Source organism: Cryobacterium inferilacus, from assembly GCF_019599185.1.
Taxonomy (GTDB): Bacteria; Actinomycetota; Actinomycetes; order Actinomycetales; family Microbacteriaceae; genus Cryobacterium; species Cryobacterium inferilacus.
The window spans coordinates 94,161-111,128 of sequence record NZ_JAIEUL010000015.1; the positions used below are offsets into that span (position 1 = coordinate 94,161).

Here is a 16,968-nt window from a genome sequence, read left to right on the forward strand (position 1 = left end):
TTTCCTGCCTAACAATCAGCTGGGGGAGGGGTGCGCCCGTGGTGGGTGCGCCAGTCAGTGCAACAAATCTACTGGATCAATCCGGAGTTTGCTGAGAGTCTACTCAGGGTCCGTCGGGTGCCCAGGGGCGGATGCCGCGCCCACGGTCTCCGGTGCCGTCGCCCGCCCTGGCGGGTGCGTCGCACCACCATCCGCTGCGGCCCGTTTGGCCGCCAGCCGGCGCCACCGCCGCACCGCCAACGCCCGGCCGATCCACGCGCAGAGCACCGTCACTAGCGCACCGATGAGCAACCCCACCCAGTTCTGACCGTACTCGTTGAGGGCGGCCTTGAGCACGAAGCTCATCACGATCACCGGCAGCACAACCACAAAGCTCAGCGCCGGTCGGTGCCGGGCGAACAGCCATCCGGCCAGCAGCACCGCGAACGCGCCGACGAAGTCGGGCCCGGCCAGGAGCACCAGCGCGGCCAGCAGGCAGGGCAGCGCCACCAGCAGCCGGCGCCACAGCGCCCCCGGCAGCACCAGCCAGCCCAGCAGCTGCACCAGCGGGCCCAACCAGAGGAACCACAGGCTGTACGTGCTGGTCAGCGTCGTCGCGGTCGCGCCGAGCACGATCAGAACCAGGCCAACCCCGTACCGCCACCGGGGGTTCCCCCAGCCCACACGCGGGGTGGGTTCGCACCAATCGGTCATAACCAGTGATTCTGGCAGGCCGCGGCTAACCTTGGGTCATGAAACCCCTCGTGATCGGCCACCGTGGCGCCAGCGGGTACCGGCCGGAGCACACCGACGCCGCCTACAGCCTGGCCTTCACCCTCGGCGCCGACGCCATCGAGCCCGACATCGTCGCCACCAAGGACGGCGTGCTCGTCGTGCGGCACGAGAACGAGATCTCCGGCACGACGGATGTGGCCACCCGCGCCGAGTTCGCCGACCGTCGAACCGAGAAGGTCATCGACGGCATCGCCCTGACCGGCTGGTTCACCGAGGACTTCACCTGGGCCGAGCTCGCCACCCTGCGGTCCAGGGAGCGTCTGCCCCTGCTGCGCAGCATGAGCGCCAGCTTCGACGGCCTCTTCCCGATCCTGCGGCTGCGCGACGTCTTCCGGCTCGTGGACCGGATCGAGGCGCCGCTGGATCGTGAGCTCGGGGTGGTGGCCGAGCTCAAGCACGCCGCATACTTCGAGTCGATCGGGCTGCCCCTGGACGACCTGTTCGCCACCGAGGTCAACGAGGCCGGTTGGAACGCCGGCGACGGCCGGCTCACCATCGAGAGCTTCGAACCCACCGTGCTCGACCAGGTGCGCGCACGCGGGATCTTCGGCCGCCGGGTGTTCCTGCTCGAGGCCACCGGCGCCCCCGCCGACCTCGTCGCCAGGTTCGGAGAGGACGCCAGCTCGTACGCCGACTTCCTCACCGAACTGGCCCTGTACAAGCTGGGCCGCCAGTTCGACGGCATCAGCGTGCCCAAATCGCTCATCCTCCGCACCGACGCCGACGGCGTCACCGACAGGGCCTCCGACCTGGTCGACCACGCACACGCGGCCGGACTGGAGATCTTCACCTGGACGCTGCGGCCGGAGAACCGGTTCCTGGCGCCCACCTTCCGGGTCGGCACCCGCAAGGCCGACTTCGGCAACTGGCAGGCCGAGTTCTGCACGATCATGGACTCCGGCATCGACGGGGTCTTCGCCGACCAGCCCGACCTGGCCGTGTTCGTGCGCGACGGCATGACGACGCGGCTGCCGCAGCCGGTGCCGCATCCGTTCACGGCGGTCTGACCCGGCGGCAGCGCACCCGGCCGGGCCGGTTGCTCCCGGCGCGCTGTCGGCGGCTGCGCCTAGAATTGACCGGCCATGACATTGTCCTCAGACCTGCCCAATACCCCCGCCTCCAGGTCGTCGGCGACCCCGATCATCCTCGACGGCCACCCCGGCGCGCCCGGCGGAGATGACTCGTACCGGAGCCCCCTGCTCGACGGCCTCAACCCGCAGCAGTTGGAGGCGGTGCAGTACCGCGGCCCCGCCCTGCTGATCGTGGCCGGTGCCGGCTCGGGCAAGACCAGCGTGCTCACCCGCCGCGTCGCCAGCCTGATCGAGAGCCGCGAGGCCTGGCCCAGTCAGATCCTCGCCATCACCTTCACCAACAAGGCCGCCGCCGAAATGCGCGAGCGGGTGCGCGGGCTGCTCGGCCAGGCCTCGGACGGCATGTGGATCAGCACCTTCCACTCCTCCTGCGTGCGCATCCTGCGCCGCGAGGCCGAGAGCGCCGGCCTGTCGACGAACTTCAGCATCTACGACTCGGCCGATTCCAAGGTCACCATCAAGCGCATCATCAAGCAGCTGGATGCCGACACCCTCGGCTTCACCCCCAGTAATGTCAGCGCCAAGATCTCCAAGCTCAAGAACGAGTTGGCGGATGTCGACTCCTACGCCCGCAACGCGAACATGAGCGACCCGCAGGAGGTCATGTTCGTCGAGATCTTCCGCCAGTACACCCGACGGCTCCGTGAGGCCAGCGCGCTGGACTTCGACGACCTGATCGGCGAGACCGTCTTCCTGCTCCGCGCGTTCCCCAAGGTCGCGGCGCTGTACCGGCGCCGGTTCCGGCACATCCTGGTCGACGAATACCAGGACACCAACCACGCCCAGTACGCGCTCGTGCGCGAGCTCACCCGTCCCGTCGAGCCCGACCTCGCCGACGACATGGAGGATCAGGGCCTGCACGTGAAGAACCTGCAGGACGCGCAGGGGCAGATCCCCGGCGCCTCCCTCACCGTGGTCGGCGACTCCGACCAGTCCATCTACGCCTTCCGCGGCGCCTCCAGCCGCAACATCACCGAGTTCGAACGGGACTTCCCCGGCACCAAGGTGATCCTGCTCGAGCAGAACTACCGCTCCACCCAGAACATCCTCTCGGCCGCGAACGCGGTGATCGGCAACAACTTCGACCGCCGCGAGAAGAAGCTCTGGAGCGCCGGCGGCGACGGCGAGAAGATCATCGGCTACACCGCATACAACGGCCACGACGAGGCCCAGTTCGTCGCCGACGAGATCGAGGTGCTGCACGCAGCCGGCATGGCCTACCGCGACATGGCCGTGTTCTACCGCACCAACGCGCAGACCCGAGCGCTGGAGGAGATCCTGGTGCGCGCCGCGGTGCCGTACCGGGTCGTCGGCGGCACCAAGTTCTACGAACGCGCCGAGATCAAGGATGCGCTGGCGTACCTCATCGCCGTCGCCAACCCGCAAGACGAGTTGGCGCTCCGCCGTATCCTGAACACCCCCAAGCGCGGCATCGGCCCGGCCACCGAAACCCAGCTGGCCAGTTTCGCCGAGACCAACGGCATCACCTTCCGCCAAGCCATGCGCGACTCCGGTGGGCTGGGGCTTGGGCCCAAGGTGACCGGCGCCATCCTGAAACTGGCGAACCTGCTCGACTCCGCCGCGCTGATGATGGACCCGGAGAACCCGGCCGGGCCCGCCAACGTCAGCGACCTGCTCACCTACCTGCTCGACGGCAGCGGGCTGCTCAGCGTGCTGCGGGCCAGCCGGGACGCGCAGGACGAGGTGCGGGCGGAGAACATCGAGGAGCTCGTCGCGCAGACCAAGGACTTCAACCGGGAGAACCCCGACGCCGGCCTGGTCGACTTCCTCACCCAGGTGTCGTTGGTCGCCGCCGCGGACGACCTCGACGACGCCTCCGGCACGGTCTCGCTGATGACCCTGCACACCGCCAAGGGCCTGGAGTACGAGGCCGTGTTCCTCACCGGGGTGGAGGAAGGCCTGCTGCCGCACCAGATGTCGGCGGGCGAACCCGGCGGACCGGCCGAGGAACGCCGGCTGTTCTACGTGGGCATCACCCGGGCCAGGCAGCGGCTGTACCTGTCGCTGGCGATGACCCGCGCCCAGTTCGGCGAGGTGAACGTGGCCATGCCCAGCCGGTACCTGCAGGAGATCCCGGCGGCCCTGATCGACTGGAAGCAGTCGCCCGGCATGGCCAACTCCCGCGGCGGCACCCAACCGCGAGCGCTCAACGCGCGCCGAGACGGCGGCGGCGGATACGGCGGCGGAGGCTTCGGCTCGCGCAGCGGCACACCCGGTCAGCTGCCGCCGGCGCCCAAGCCCAAGACGGAGTGGGCCAACCGGATCACCGCGCAGGTGCGCGACAACGGTGACCTCACCCTCAACGCGGGCGACCGCATCCGTCACGTCGACTTCGGTGACGGCCGGGTCAACCAGGTCACAGGTGAGGGCACCAAGCGCATCGCGCACGTGCAGTTCGACACCAGCGGGGCGAAGAAACTCCTGATCAAGGTCGCCCCGATCGAGAAAATCGAGTGACGGCGCCGCCCCCAGACGACTCCGCCGCCGATTCCGCTGACGCCCGCTCCCGGCCAGAGACCCTCCGGCAGTGGGCGTCATCGTTGCGCGCCCTCGACCTGGAGGTAGCGACCCGGGCCACCGTGGCAATGGTCGTTCCCCTGATTGTGCTGGTGCTGGCCGGCCGCATCGACTGGACGGTGTACGCCTCCTTCGGCGGCATGACGGCGCTGTTCGGCCGCAGCGAACCGTACCGGCTGCGGGCACGTTCGGTGAGCGTGGCCGCCGTGGGGATGCTGGGCAGCATCGCCTTCGGCCTCGTGCTCGCCGCCGTCCAGGCGCCGCTCTGGCTGCTCACGGTCGGCCTCGTGGCGGTGCTGGTCTCCGGGGTGCTGCTGGTCAACACGTGGGGGCTGTTCCCGGCGACCCCGCTGTTCTTCGTGTTCGCCTTCACGGTCTGCTCCCAGGTGCCCACCGACCCCGAACAGGTGCTGCCGCGGCTGCTCGTCGGCCTGGCCGGCGCCGTATTCGCCTGGCTCGTGACCATGTCGGGGGCGGTGCTGCGCCGGGCAACGCCCGGGCGCAGGGGCACGCGGTTCAAGGACCTGCCCCGGCAGCCACTCCTGCACCCGACCGCGTACCGCGACGGGCGGGTGTGGTTCTCGATCGGTCAGATGGTGCTCGGCGCCCTCGTGGCCGGCGGGCTGGCGATGCTCGCGGGCATCGGGCATCCGTACTGGGCCGTGGTGAGCGTCGTGGCGGTGCTGCCGCCGCCCGGAGCGCGGCACACCACCTCGCGGGCGTTCCACCGCATCATCGGCACCACCCTCGGCGTGATGCTCACCGCCCTGGTGCTGCTGCCCGGCCCGCCGGTGTGGGTGTTGATCCTGGTCATCGCCGTCGGCCAGTTCGGCGCCGAGATCCTGATCGGCAAGCACTACGGCGCCGCGCTGCTGTTCATCACCCCGCTGGCCCTGACCGTGGCGCACCTGGGCAGCCCGATGCCGGTGTCGGCGCTGCTGGTCGATCGGGTGGTGGAGACCGCGCTCGGCGGAGCCGTGGCCCTGGTCATCGTGCTGCTCAGCCGCGCCGGCCTGGTCAGGGCCGCCGCCCGCCGCTGACCGCACGGCAGCTCGCGCGGGTGCCTTGTCGTCGGGGGAGGACGCAGGTACGGTGTCTGCCATTGGGCGCGACGTGCCGCCGTGCGGCCCCGTGACCGTCAACCATCCGTTCATCGGTGGCAACCCAGCAGGAGGCTCGATCATGACCAGCGATGCAGGCGGCCTGTGGCCGCACGACCCCGAGGCGCTCGACGACAACCGGTCGGTGGATGACCTGGAGATACCCGACGACGACACCGAGGATGATGACGACGTGGTCGACGAGTGGGGCGACGACGCCGACAACCGTGCCGTGGACCTGGACGGCGACGAGTTGGACGACGACGACCTCGATCTCGACCGGTAGCGGGGGTCCCGCTACTTCGGTGATGGGCGCGCGGAGTCCGCGGCGCTCGCCGTGCGACCGCGCAGACGCCGCACGAGCAGTGCGATCGCCCGCCAGCCCAGCAGCAGCACGCCGACCGAGACGAACGTCACGATCACAAAACTGGTCTGCACACCCTGATCGGAGACGACCCTCAAGAGCAGGGCCACGACCACGGTGATCAGCCACACACCCAGCCCGGTCCAGACGATCTGCAGCGGGGTCCGCCAGGCGCGCAGGAACAGCCAGGCCACCACCAGACCGGCCAGGAATGGCCACCAGGTGCCGAGCACTCCCCACAGGCCCTCACCGCCGTGACTGCTGCGGCCGATCATCACGAAGACCAGGAGCGCCGCCGCGTCCAGCCCGGCCGCGAGCGAGATGAGGGCGAGGCTGGCGTTCCGATACGGCATGGGCCCAGAATACCGGGCTGCCCGACGCTCGGGCCGCGCCGTGGGCGCGGATCTGAGAAGGTAGAGTTTGAGATGGTCAGTATCTCTCGACGTCGAGCTAGTTTTCGCGCCGGGGAGCACGACCACCCACACCCCATGCACGGAACGCTATGACGCGGATTGGAAGAGCAGCGTGGATCTTTACGAATACCAGGCCAGAGACCTTTTTGAACAGTACGGTGTGCCGGTTCTGCCGGGCATCATCGCAGACACGCCCGAGGAGGTGCGCGCCGCAGCCGAGAAGCTGGGCGGCGTCGTCGTCGTCAAGGCGCAGGTGAAGGTCGGTGGCCGCGGTAAGGCCGGCGGCGTGAAGGTCGCCAAGACCCCGGATGAGGCCGAAGCCGCGGGGCGCGCCATCCTGGGCCTCGACATCAAGGGGCACACCGTGCACCGGGTGATGGTCGCCGGGGGAGCCCGCATCAAGCAGGAGTTCTACTTCTCGGTGCTGCTGGACCGGTCCAACCGCTCCTACCTCTCCCTCGCCAGCTACGAGGGCGGCGTGGAGATCGAGGTCCTCGCGGTGGAGAAGCCTGGCGCGCTCGCCTACGTCGCGATCGACCCGACCGCCGGCATCGACCTGGCCAAGGCCACGGAGATCGCCATCCAGGCGAAGTTTCCGGCCGAGCTCGTCGACAAGGTCGCCCCCGTCTTCGTGCAGCTCTACAACGTGTTCGCCGGTGAGGACGCCACCCTCGTGGAGGTCAACCCGCTGGTGCTCACCGAAGAGGGCGACATCATCGCCCTCGACGGCAAGGTCACCATCGATGAGAACGCCGGCTTCCGCCACCCCGGCCACGCCGACCTCGAGGACAAGGCCGCGGCCGACCCGCTCGAGGCCAAGGCCAAGCAGAACGACCTCAACTACGTCAAGCTCGACGGCGAGGTCGGCATCATCGGCAACGGCGCCGGCCTGGTCATGTCAACCCTCGACGTGGTCGCCTACGCCGGTGAGAACCACGGCGGCGTCAAGCCGGCCAACTTCCTCGACATCGGCGGCGGAGCATCCGCTGCCGTCATGGCCGCCGGCCTCGACGTGATTCTCGGTGACCCGCAGGTCAAGAGCGTGTTCGTCAACGTCTTCGGCGGCATCACCGCCTGCGACGCCGTGGCGCACGGCATCGTCGGCGCGCTCGCCACCCTCGGCGACGCCGCGAACAAGCCCCTGGTCGTGCGTCTCGACGGCAACAACGTCGACGAGGGCCGCCGTATCCTCAACGAGGCCAACCACCCGCTGGTCACCCTCGCCGCCACCATGGACGAGGGCGCCGCCAAGGCCGCCGAACTCGCCCACGCCGCCCGCTGACCGGCGCCTCGAGCTCAAGGACTAAAGGAAAAACATGTCAATCTTCCTCAACAAGGACTCCAAGGTCATCGTTCAGGGCATCACCGGCGGCGAGGGCACCAAGCACACCGCCCTGATGCTCAAGGCCGGGACCCAGATCGTCGGCGGCGTCAACGCCCGCAAGGCCGGCACCACCGTCACGCACGGCGACGTCGAACTGCCCGTCTTCGGCACCGTGGCAGAGGCCATGGCGGCCACCGGCGCGGATGTCTCCATCGCGTTCGTGCCGCCGGCGTTCACCAAGGACGCCGTCATCGAAGCGATCGACGCCGAAATCGGCCTGCTCGTCATCATCACCGAGGGCGTGCCCGTGCAGGACTCCGCCGAGTTCTGGGCCTACGCCCAGGAGAAGGGCAACAAGACCCGCATCATCGGGCCGAACTGCCCCGGCATCATCACGCCAGGTGAGGCACTCGTGGGCATCACGCCGGCGAACATCACCGGCAAGGGCCCGGTCGGCCTGGTCTCCAAGTCGGGCACCCTGACCTACCAGATGATGTACGAACTGCGCGACCTGGGCTTCTCCACCGCCATCGGCATCGGCGGCGACCCCATCATCGGCACCACCCACATCGACGCGCTCGCCGCATTCGAGGCCGACCCGGAAACCAAGGCGATCGTCATGATCGGTGAGATCGGCGGCGACGCCGAGGAGAAGGCCGCCGCGTACATCCAGGAGCACGTCACCAAGCCCGTCGTGGGCTACGTGGCCGGCTTCACCGCACCGGAGGGCAAGACCATGGGCCACGCCGGCGCCATCGTCTCCGACGGAGCCGGAACCGCACAGGGCAAGAAGGAGGCCCTCGAGGCCGCCGGGGTCAAGGTCGGCAAGACGCCGAGCGAGACCGCGACCCTGCTGCGCGAGGTTCTCGCCGCGCTGTAACCAGACGCACACACGACGAAGGGCCCGCCACACGGCGGGCCCTTTCTCGTGCGCGGGGGCGCGAGTACGATGCCCGCACACGGCGGGTGCCGCCGTCTTCGATGGGAGGGCCATGTCCCGCAACGACGCCACGGTTCCGGTGCGGCCCGAACCGGCCCCGGCCGCAGGCAAGGGTCTGGCCGCCGGCACGCTGGGCCTGTTCGGCTCCACCGTCATCGGCCTGGCCTCCACCGCACCGGTGTACTCCCTGGCGGCGACGCTGGGTTTCGTGGTGCTCGCCGTGGGCGCGCAGGCGCCGGTGGTGTTCGTGATCGCGTTCATCCCGATGCTGCTGGTGGCGTTCGCCTACCGGGAACTCAACCGGGACATCCCCGACTGCGGCACCACGTTCACCTGGGCGACCAAGGCGTTCGGACCGTGGGTGGGCTGGATGGGCGGCTGGGGTGTCGCCGTGGCCGGCATCGTCGTGCTGGGCAACCTGGCGCAGATCGGCGGCATCTACTTCTGGCTGCTGGTGGCGCCGGACCTGGCCGAGAACGCCCTCGTGGTGACGCTCACCGGGGTGGTGTTCATCACCCTGATGGTGTGGGTGAGCTACCGCGGCATCGAGATCGGCGAGAGGTTGCAGAACGTGCTGTTGGCCTTCCAGTACCTGGCGCTGATCCTGTTCACGGTGTTCACGCTGTGGGCGGTCTTCGACGGCAGCGCCCCGGCCGGCTCCACCGTGCCGCAGGCCGAGTGGTTCAACCCGTTCGCGCTCACCTCGTTCAGCGGGCTCGTCGAGGGCGTGCTGCTGGCCCTGTTCATCTACTGGGGCTGGGACACCTGCCTGTCCCTGAACGAGGAAACCAAGGACCCCAAGCGAATCCCCGGCCAGGCGGCTGTGCTCACCACCATCATTCTGCTGGTCACCTACGTGGGCGTCGCCGTCGCGGCCATGGCCTACGCGGGCCTGGGCACGGCAGGCTTCGGGCTGGGCAACGAAGGCAACGCCGACGACGTCTTCTTCGCGCTGAAGGACGCCGTGTTCGGGCCGTGGGCGTGGCTGCTCGTGGCCGCCGTGATGATCTCGGCGGTCTCCTCCACCCAGACCACCATCCTGCCCACGGCCCGCGGCACCCTCGCCATGGCCGTCTACAAGGCCCTGCCGCGCCGGTTCGCCCAGGTGCACCCGCGCTTCCACACCCCGTCCTTCTCCACCCTGATCATGGGCATCGTCGCGGTGGCGTTCTACGTGGGAATGACCCTGGTCAGTGAGAACATTCTCAATGACACCATCCTGTCATTGGGGCTCGCGATCGCGTTCTACTACGCCATCACCGGCTACGCCTGCGTCTGGTACTTCCGGCACGACCTGTTCACCAGTTGGCGCAACGCCTGGATGCGTTTCGTCTTCCCGCTGGTCGGCGCGCTGCTGCTCACCGCGGCGTTCGGGTTCTCGGTGCGGGACATGCTCGACCCGGACTACGGCTACACGGTGCTGTTCGGCGTCGGCGGGGTGTTCGTCGTCGGGGTCGGCTCCCTCCTGGTGGGCGTCGTGCTCATGATCGTCTGGTCGTTCTTCGCCGGGGCCAGGCCCTTCTTCCGCGGCGAGTCGCTCAACCGCGAGACCGCGGTGCTGGTGCCTGACGACACCCTGCCGGTGACCCGGTCGGTGGACGGCGGGATCTAGACCCGGCCAGACCCGGCGGGATCGCGGGGTTTTCGGCCGGAGTGCGGCGGGGTACTGCGAACCCGCAGCCCGGCCACGATAAGCTCCCACCGGATATGAACCGTATAACGACAGCCCTGCTCGCCGCGCTCGAGGCGCTCATTGTCGTCGCCATCGGCGTGGGCATCGCCCTGGTGCCGTTGACCATCCTGTGGGGCACCCACTACGGCCTGGGCATCGACTGGTTCGTGTTCTGGCGCGCCGCGGTGGATGTCTGGCTGATCGGCAACGGGGTGGACCTCACCGTGCTGCTGCCCGTGCAGATGGCGGCCTCGCTCGGCCTGCCCGGCGCCGAAGCGCCATTCACCCTCACCATCGCGCTGCTCGGCTTCGCACTGATCGCGGTGCTGTTCGGCGTGCGCACCGGCCGCCGCGCCGCCGGCACCGACTACAGCCTCACCGCCGCCGGAGCCGCCGTTCTGGCCTACGGTCTGCTGGCCGCGCTGCTCACCTTCTCCGCCGGCACCACAACCGTCACGCCGGCGCCCGTGCAGGGCATCCTGCTGCCCACCCTCGTTTTCGCGGCCGGTGTGCTGATCGGCCTGGCCACCACACCCCGCACGACGCCGCTGCTGCCCGGCTGGCTGGTGCGCCCCGTCACCGACCAGATCGACCGGATCCCGGCCGAGCTGCGCAGCCAGATCGGCGCGGCCCTGCGCGGCGGCACCGCCGCCACCGCCGGCATCCTGGTCGTGGCCGGCCTCGCCGTGACCGTGGCCGTGCTGGCGAACTTCGCCACCGTGATCGGACTGTACGAAACCCTGCAGGCCGACGTCGTGGGTGGCATCGCCCTCACCATCGGCCAACTGGCCTTCATCCCCAACCTGGCCATCTGGGCGGCCAGCTGGTTCGTCGGCCCCGGCATCGCCCTCGGCACCGGCACGAGCGTGTCCCCGCTCGGCACCTCGCTCGACACCGTGCCCGGTCTGCCGCTGTTCGGCGCGCTGCCGCAGGGCACCCTGGAATTCGGTTTCCTCGGCCTGTTGGTGCCCGTGCTCGTGGGCTTCGTCGTGGCGGTGCTCGTGCGCCAGCGCCTCGACACCCGGCCCAACGCCCCGCACGGCACCGTGCGGATGCTCAGCACCGGCGCGCTGATCGGCGTCGTCTCCGGTGTGCTGCTCGGCCTCCTCGCCTGGTGGTCCGCGGGCGCGATGGGTCCAGGCCGACTCGCCGACGTCGGCCCGACCCCCCTGCTGGTCGGTGCCCTCACCGTTGTCGAGGTGGGCATCGCCGCCGCACTCGGTATGCTCGTCGGTGGCCGTCGGGCCCGGAGCACGGATTCGCGCACCGAGGAAGTCTCAACGAAACGGTAGGCTCGAATGGTGCTGTCACTGGTCGTATTGATCTCCGGCGGAGGATCGAACCTGCGCGCGCTTCTCGAAGCGTCCGAGGACGCCGAATTCCCCGCCAGGGTGGTCGCCATCGGCGCCGACCGGGACGCCGGCGGGCTCGAACTCGGCGAGGACTTCGGCATCGCCACCTTCACCGTGCCGTTCTCGTCCTACCCGGACCGCGACGCCTGGGGCGACGCCCTGCTCGAGCAGATCCGGCAGTGGCAGCCAGACCTGGTCGTGCTCAGCGGGTTCATGCGCCTGCTGCCGCCGCGGGTGGTTGCCGCCCTGTCGCCGCACCTGATCAACACCCACCCCGCCTACCTGCCGGAGTTCCCCGGTGCCCACGGGGTGCGCGACGCGCTCGCCGCAGGTGCCAGCCAGACCGGGGCCAGCATCATCGTCGTCGACAACGGAGTGGACGACGGACCGATCGTGAGCCAGGAACGGGTGCCGGTTCTGCCCGGTGACACCGAGGACTCGCTGCACGACCGCATCAAACTCGTCGAACGCCGCCTGCTGGTGCAGGCGGTGCTCGACATCGCCAACGGACACGTCGATCTCAAGGAGCATTCCCCCATATGAGCGGTCACACCAACGCCCGGAGCCTCTACCGCGACCGGGATGTCATTCCCGTGCAGCGCGCGCTGATCTCGGTCTCCGACAAGAACGGCCTGGTCGAGCTGGCCGACGCCCTCGCCGCCGCCGGTGTGGAGATGGTCTCCACCGGTTCCACCGCCGCCACCATCCGCGCGGCCGGCCACGACGTCACGGATGTCGCCGCCGTCACCGGGTTCCCGGAATCGCTCGACGGCCGGGTGAAGACCCTGCACCCGAGTGTGCACGCCGGCATCCTCGCCGACCTCCGCCTCGAGGCGCACGAGAACCAGCTCGCCGACCTGTCCATCGCCGCGTTCCAGCTGGTGGTGGTGAACCTGTACCCGTTCGTGGAAACCGTCGAGTCCGGTGCGGAGCCCGCCGACGTGATCGAACAGATTGACATCGGCGGGCCGGCGCTGGTGCGCGCATCCGCCAAGAACCACCCCAACGTGGCCATCGTGGTGGACCCGGAGAACTACCCGGAGATCATCACGGCCGTCGCCGCCGGCGGCAGCACCCTGCGCCTGCGCCAGAAGCTGGCGTCGCTCGCGTTCGAGCACACCGCCAACTACGACCTGAGCGTCTCCGCCTGGTTCACCGAGAACGTCTACGACCAGTGGGAAGACGACACCGAGGCCCTCGGCGAGGAGATCCTCGACGCGTTCGACGCCATCGTCGGCGCCGACGAGGACGAGGCCGACGCCCTGTTCCCGGCGACCCTCGCGATCGAAGCCACCCGCAGCGCCGTGCTGCGGTACGGCGAGAACTCGCACCAGGCCGCCGCACTCTACCTGGGCGAGGGCGGTCAGGGCATCGCTCAGGCCACGCAGCTGCACGGCAAGGAAATGTCGTACAACAACTACGTCGACGCGGATGCCGCCGTGCGCGCCGCGTTCGACTTCGCCGAACCGGCCGTGGCCATCATCAAGCACGCCAACCCGTGCGGCATTGCCGTGGCCAACCCGAAAGCGCCGGATGCGATCGCCTCGGCCCACCACCGCGCGCACGACTGCGACCCGGTCTCCGCCTTCGGCGGGGTCATCGCCGCCAACCGCGTCGTGACGCTGGGCATGGCCGAGACGGTCAGCCAGATCTTCACCGAGGTGCTGGTGGCCCCCGGCTTCGAGCCGGCCGCGTTCGAACTGCTCAGCGCCAAGAAGAACATCCGCCTGCTGGAGCTGCCGTCAGACTACCGCCGGTCGTCGCTGGAGCTGCGTCAGATCTCCGGCGGCCTGCTCGTGCAGGAAACCGACACCTTCGACGCCCTCGACACCGACGAGTGGCGCCTGGTCTCGGGCCCCGAGGTGGATGCCGCCACCCGCGCCGACCTTGAGTTCGCCTGGAAGGCCTGCCGCGCGGTGAAGTCCAACGCGATCCTGCTCGCGCACGCCGGCGCATCCGTGGGTGTGGGCATGGGCCAGGTCAACCGGGTCGACTCCTGCCACCTGGCCGTCAGCCGGGCGGGGGATCGGGCCGAGGGCGCCGTGGCCGCGTCCGACGCGTTCTTCCCGTTCGCCGACGGCCTCGAGGTGCTGCTGGAGGCCGGCGTCACCGCGGTCGTGCAGCCCGGCGGGTCGGTACGCGACGAGGAGGTCATCGCCGCGGCGACGGCCGCCGGAGTGTCGATGTACTTCACCGGTGAGCGCCACTTCTTCCACTGACCCGGCTGAAGGCCGGCGCGACCCTGGTCGGTAGGGGCTGGCGGGTTTCCCGTGGGACCTGCAATGATGGGAGGTCAACGTGACATCGCCGTTACAGTTTTTGCAGACTTGTTTCGAAAGGCCACGATGTTCGACCTCTGGGGAATCTCCCTGCCCGCGTTCCCGGTTGCCATAGCGACGGCCATTCTCGCCGCTCTGGTGATCACTGCCGTCGCCGCGCTGATCTTCCGCCTGATCGGCCGGCGCCGGGAATGGGCCCGGGTGCTCGTGCAGCGGGTGCGAGTGCCGTTCCGCATCGTGGTACTCGTCGGGGCCCTCTGGCTCGCCGTGGGCGGATATCTGGAGACGTCTGACCAGGTCGACCAGATAGTGGGCTTCACGTTCCGTGCCCTGTTCATCGCGGCAGCGACCTGGCTGGTCTGCGCCCTGCTGTACTACGGCGAAGCGATCGCCGCCACCCACTACAGGGTCGATGTGCGCGACAACCGGGTCGCCCGCCGGGTGCGCACTCAGTTGCGGATGCTGCGCCGAATCGGCGTGGTGATCATCATCGTCTGCGCGATCGGCACCGTGCTGCTGAGCATCCCGGGCGCCGCGACGGTGGGCGCGAGCCTGTTCGCTTCCGCCGGCCTGCTCAGCGTCGTGGCGGGCCTTGCCGCCCAGTCCACCCTGGCGAACATCTTCGCGGGCATGCAGCTGGCGTTCAACAACGCCCTCCGCGTCGACGACGTTGTGATCGTCGAGGGGGAGTGGGGCAAGATCGAGGAGATCACGCTCACCTACATCGTCGTGCACATCTGGGATGACCGGCGCATGGTGCTGCCGTCGACGTACTTCACCACCACCCCCTTCCAGAACTGGACCCGGCACAACAGTGAGCTGCTCGGCCAGATCGACTTCGACCTGGACTGGCGAGTCAACCCCGCCGCGATGCGCGAAGAGCTCAACCACATCGTGGAGAACACCGATCTCTGGGACCGCAGAGCCGTTGTGCTCCAGGTGACGGATGCCGTTGGCGGCTTCGTGCGCGTGCGGGTGCTGGTGACCGCGCAAGACGCCCCCACCCTCTTCGACCTGCGCTGCCTGGTGCGCGAGAACCTGATCGACTGGGTCAACGCAGAGAACCCCGAGGCGCTGCCGCTGAGCCGCGTGGAGGTGCGCCAGGAGGCCGAGGCCACGCCGAAGCGTCCGTCCGGCCGCGCGCGCAAGCCCGAACGCCAGGTGATCGAGCCGGTCGGCCTGTTCTCCGGCGACGAGAGCGGCAAGGAGCGGGCCCAGCAGTTCACCGAATCCATCGCCGTTCAGGACTGGGAAGACGCCCCGGACTCCCTCCCGGCACCCCGCTAGCCCCGCCCCTTCGGGGGCGCATAACTCCTGCAGAATCCTGCCCGGGATGGGCACTTCCGCGTGATTGCGGCATCCGTTGTTCGGTGCCGATGAGAATTGCAGGAGTTATGCACCGCGGCGGTCAGGCCAGGGCGCCGGCCACCACCGTGGCGAAGATCGGCCGCGGGTCGGTGTTGTCGTGCCGGGCGATGCGGTGGAGCAGCAGCCCCTCGAAGCAGGCGGCGATGGTCTCCGCCGCGGCCCGCGGATCCCGGGCGCCCAGTTCGGCCAGCGCGGTCACGATCCCGGCCGCCAGGGTGGCTCGTCCTCTGGACAGCACCTCACGCAGCTCGACGTTGTGACTGGCCTCCAGGAAGAGCACCAGTCTCGCCGCGGTCAGGTCCCGGTTCTGCTGGGTCGTCACCTCGAGCAGGCCGCACATCGCGTCGATCAGTTCGGCCGGGGAGCGCGGGGTGAATGCCGCGCGGACCGGGGTGAGTTCCTGCGCCAGAATCCAGTCGGCCACCCCGATCAGCAGGGCGTCACGAGTGCGGAAGTAGTTGGACGTCGACCCCTTCGGCAGCCCGGCCCGTTCATCGATGCGAGCGTGCGTGAGCGCTCGCAGCCCGCCGGTGGCGAGCAGATCGATCGCGGCCTGCAGGACGCGCACTCGAATCGGGGTCATTTTCCCACTATAGACATAGTGGACGGCGCACTATGTCCGTAGTATTCTGGGCGTATGGGTGCGATGAAGCCCTCGGGCAGGTTCAGTCATGGCAGCGCAGCCGCTCCCGACACCAACGGGCGGCTCCCTGAACTCGCCGGTGTCCGGCACCGGTTCCTCGATCTTCCCGGCCTACGGATGCACGTGGCCGAGGCCGGCGACGGCCCGCCGCTCCTGCTGTTGCACGGATTCCCGCAGCACTGGTGGGCCTGGCGGAAGGTGATTCCCGGCCTGGCCGAGCACTACCGGGTGATCTGCCCCGACCTGCGCGGAGCCGGCTGGACCGACGCCCCGCCCAACTGCTACACCAGCGAACAGCTCGTGGCCGATGTGATGGCGCTGCTCGATGAGATGCGGCTCGAGAAGGTGGACATCCTGGGCTACGACTGGGGCGGCATGGTCGGCTTCCGGGTGTGCCTGGCGCACCCGGACCGGGTGCGACGGTTCGTGGTCCTGGCCGCGCCGCATCCGTACCCCGACCTTCACCTTCGAGCGCTCCTGTACATCTGGCGGGTCTGGCCGATGTTCGCCGTCGCCATGCCCGGGCTCGGGCGCCGGCTGCTGCAGAGCGGTCGGTTGCCGCGCTGGTTGATGACGAGCGACACGAGCGATCCGGCGGTCTTTTCGCCAGACGACCTCGACGCCTTCGTGTCCCGGCTGAAGGATCCGGCCAGGGCGGCCGCCGGATCGGAGCTCTACCGAAGCTTCATTCTGGCCGAGGCGAAGCGCAGCAGCGCCGGCGCCTACCGCGGCACCCGCCTGACGACACCGACGCTCTCGCTCTACGGCACCGTTCTCTACGGCAACACCAACCAGTCCGTGACGCAGCCGGAGATTCTCGGCGGCTACGAGGACTACGCCGACGACCTCACGCAGGAGCATGTTCCCGGCACCGGCTACTACATCGCCGAGGAGCGGCCGGATGTGGTGGTCAGGCGCACGCTCGAGTTCCTCTCCGCCCGGTGACCCCTCCCCGGCGTCGCCCTCGGCAGCCGAGCCTACTGTTCCCGATGCGGACAATTGCGTCCGGTGTGCCGGACGCAAATGTCCGATTTCCCTCTGCGTCAGGCTGCTTGTGAGTCAGTTCACGATCAGTAGGAGGCAGAGTGATGTCGATAACCCCAGGCTTCA

At 69.1% G+C, this 16,968-nt stretch carries 15 protein-coding genes; 12 read left to right on the top strand and 3 right to left on the bottom strand.

The window, feature by feature from the left end:
- Positions 1-99 precede the first annotated feature (99 nt).
- Entirely contained in the window at positions 100-693 is a 594-nt protein-coding gene (locus tag K2F54_RS13865) for a hypothetical protein (protein WP_220606433.1), read from the bottom strand.
- 38 nt (positions 694-731) lie between these two features.
- Here K2F54_RS13865 and K2F54_RS13870 point away from each other — a divergent pair, with 38 nt between their 5' ends.
- From K2F54_RS13870 to K2F54_RS13885, 4 genes are all read left to right on the top strand, one after another.
- Positions 732-1,781, top strand: a complete 1,050-nt coding sequence (locus tag K2F54_RS13870; protein WP_220606434.1) for a glycerophosphodiester phosphodiesterase family protein — start codon at positions 732-734, stop codon at positions 1,779-1,781.
- A gap of 75 nt (positions 1,782-1,856) precedes the next feature.
- Positions 1,857-4,343 carry an ATP-dependent helicase gene (locus K2F54_RS13875; protein WP_220606435.1) on the top strand — a complete coding sequence of 829 codons (2,487 nt, stop codon included), beginning with the start codon at positions 1,857-1,859 and terminating at the stop codon, positions 4,341-4,343.
- Positions 4,340-5,443, top strand: a complete 1,104-nt coding sequence (locus tag K2F54_RS13880; protein WP_308287662.1) for an FUSC family protein — start codon at positions 4,340-4,342, stop codon at positions 5,441-5,443. Before K2F54_RS13875 ends, K2F54_RS13880 begins: the two co-directional genes overlap by 4 nt.
- Positions 5,444-5,585: 142 nt before the next feature.
- Positions 5,586-5,789, top strand: coding sequence for a hypothetical protein (locus tag K2F54_RS13885; protein WP_220606436.1), 204 nt, complete (start codon positions 5,586-5,588; stop codon positions 5,787-5,789).
- 11 nt (positions 5,790-5,800) lie between these two features.
- On the opposite strand, the gene K2F54_RS13890 is transcribed toward K2F54_RS13885, so the two are convergent.
- Positions 5,801-6,220: a DUF3054 domain-containing protein gene (locus K2F54_RS13890; protein ID WP_220606437.1), complete on the bottom strand. Its 420-nt coding sequence runs from the start codon at positions 6,218-6,220 to the stop codon at positions 5,801-5,803.
- 172 nt (positions 6,221-6,392) lie between these two features.
- Here K2F54_RS13890 and sucC point away from each other — a divergent pair, with 172 nt between their 5' ends.
- The 7 genes from sucC to K2F54_RS13925 all read left to right on the top strand — a co-directional run bounded on the left by sucC (position 6,393) and on the right by K2F54_RS13925 (position 15,134).
- A complete protein-coding gene (gene sucC / locus K2F54_RS13895; RefSeq protein ID WP_220606438.1) occupies positions 6,393-7,562 on the top strand; it encodes an ADP-forming succinate--CoA ligase subunit beta in 1,170 nt (389 codons plus the stop codon).
- A 34-nt stretch (positions 7,563-7,596) separates the two neighbouring features.
- Positions 7,597-8,484, top strand: coding sequence for a succinate--CoA ligase subunit alpha (gene sucD, locus K2F54_RS13900; RefSeq protein ID WP_220606439.1), 888 nt, complete (start codon positions 7,597-7,599; stop codon positions 8,482-8,484).
- Positions 8,485-8,596: 112 nt separating this feature from the next.
- Positions 8,597-10,156 (top strand): APC family permease, encoded by a 1,560-nt coding sequence (locus K2F54_RS13905; RefSeq protein WP_220606440.1) that lies wholly within the window; start codon positions 8,597-8,599, stop codon positions 10,154-10,156.
- A gap of 95 nt (positions 10,157-10,251) precedes the next feature.
- Positions 10,252-11,508, top strand: coding sequence for a cell division protein PerM (locus K2F54_RS13910; RefSeq protein ID WP_220606441.1), 1,257 nt, complete (start codon positions 10,252-10,254; stop codon positions 11,506-11,508).
- A 9-nt stretch (positions 11,509-11,517) separates the two neighbouring features.
- On the top strand, positions 11,518-12,111 hold the full coding sequence (gene purN, locus K2F54_RS13915) for a phosphoribosylglycinamide formyltransferase (protein WP_220606442.1): 594 nt from the start codon (positions 11,518-11,520) through the stop codon (positions 12,109-12,111).
- A complete protein-coding gene (gene purH / locus K2F54_RS13920) occupies positions 12,108-13,787 on the top strand; it encodes a bifunctional phosphoribosylaminoimidazolecarboxamide formyltransferase/IMP cyclohydrolase (protein ID WP_220606443.1) in 1,680 nt (559 codons plus the stop codon). Before purN ends, purH begins: the two co-directional genes overlap by 4 nt.
- 126 nt (positions 13,788-13,913) lie before the next feature.
- Positions 13,914-15,134, top strand: a complete 1,221-nt coding sequence (locus tag K2F54_RS13925; protein ID WP_220606444.1) for a mechanosensitive ion channel family protein — start codon at positions 13,914-13,916, stop codon at positions 15,132-15,134.
- 121 nt (positions 15,135-15,255) lie between these two features.
- On the opposite strand, the gene K2F54_RS13930 is transcribed toward K2F54_RS13925, so the two are convergent.
- Positions 15,256-15,798 (bottom strand): TetR/AcrR family transcriptional regulator, encoded by a 543-nt coding sequence (locus K2F54_RS13930; RefSeq protein ID WP_220606445.1) that lies wholly within the window; start codon positions 15,796-15,798, stop codon positions 15,256-15,258.
- A gap of 54 nt (positions 15,799-15,852) precedes the next feature.
- Between K2F54_RS13930 and K2F54_RS13935 the strand changes: the two genes are divergently transcribed.
- Positions 15,853-16,803 (top strand): alpha/beta fold hydrolase, encoded by a 951-nt coding sequence (locus tag K2F54_RS13935; RefSeq protein WP_220606446.1) that lies wholly within the window; start codon positions 15,853-15,855, stop codon positions 16,801-16,803.
- The last annotated feature ends 165 nt before the right edge of the window (positions 16,804-16,968 follow it).

Bases quoted from the DNA above. Each gene is read 5' to 3' on its own strand.
- K2F54_RS13870 (WP_220606434.1), top strand. From the start codon at position 732: ATGAAACCCCTCGTGATCGGCCACCGTGGCGCCAGCGGGTACCGGCCG.
- K2F54_RS13925 (WP_220606444.1), top strand. From the start codon at position 13,914: ATGTTCGACCTCTGGGGAATCTCCCTGCCCGCGTTCCCGGTTGCCATA.
- K2F54_RS13910 (WP_220606441.1), top strand. From the start codon at position 10,252: ATGAACCGTATAACGACAGCCCTGCTCGCCGCGCTCGAGGCGCTCATT.
- K2F54_RS13930 (WP_220606445.1), bottom strand. From the start codon at position 15,798: ATGACCCCGATTCGAGTGCGCGTCCTGCAGGCCGCGATCGATCTGCTC.
- K2F54_RS13865 (WP_220606433.1), bottom strand. From the start codon at position 693: ATGACCGATTGGTGCGAACCCACCCCGCGTGTGGGCTGGGGGAACCCC.
- K2F54_RS13885 (WP_220606436.1), top strand. From the start codon at position 5,586: ATGACCAGCGATGCAGGCGGCCTGTGGCCGCACGACCCCGAGGCGCTC.
- K2F54_RS13905 (WP_220606440.1), top strand. From the start codon at position 8,597: ATGTCCCGCAACGACGCCACGGTTCCGGTGCGGCCCGAACCGGCCCCG.
- K2F54_RS13935 (WP_220606446.1), top strand. From the start codon at position 15,853: ATGGGTGCGATGAAGCCCTCGGGCAGGTTCAGTCATGGCAGCGCAGCC.
- sucD (WP_220606439.1), top strand. From the start codon at position 7,597: ATGTCAATCTTCCTCAACAAGGACTCCAAGGTCATCGTTCAGGGCATC.
- K2F54_RS13875 (WP_220606435.1), top strand. From the start codon at position 1,857: ATGACATTGTCCTCAGACCTGCCCAATACCCCCGCCTCCAGGTCGTCG.
- purH (WP_220606443.1), top strand. From the start codon at position 12,108: ATGAGCGGTCACACCAACGCCCGGAGCCTCTACCGCGACCGGGATGTC.
- K2F54_RS13890 (WP_220606437.1), bottom strand. From the start codon at position 6,220: ATGCCGTATCGGAACGCCAGCCTCGCCCTCATCTCGCTCGCGGCCGGG.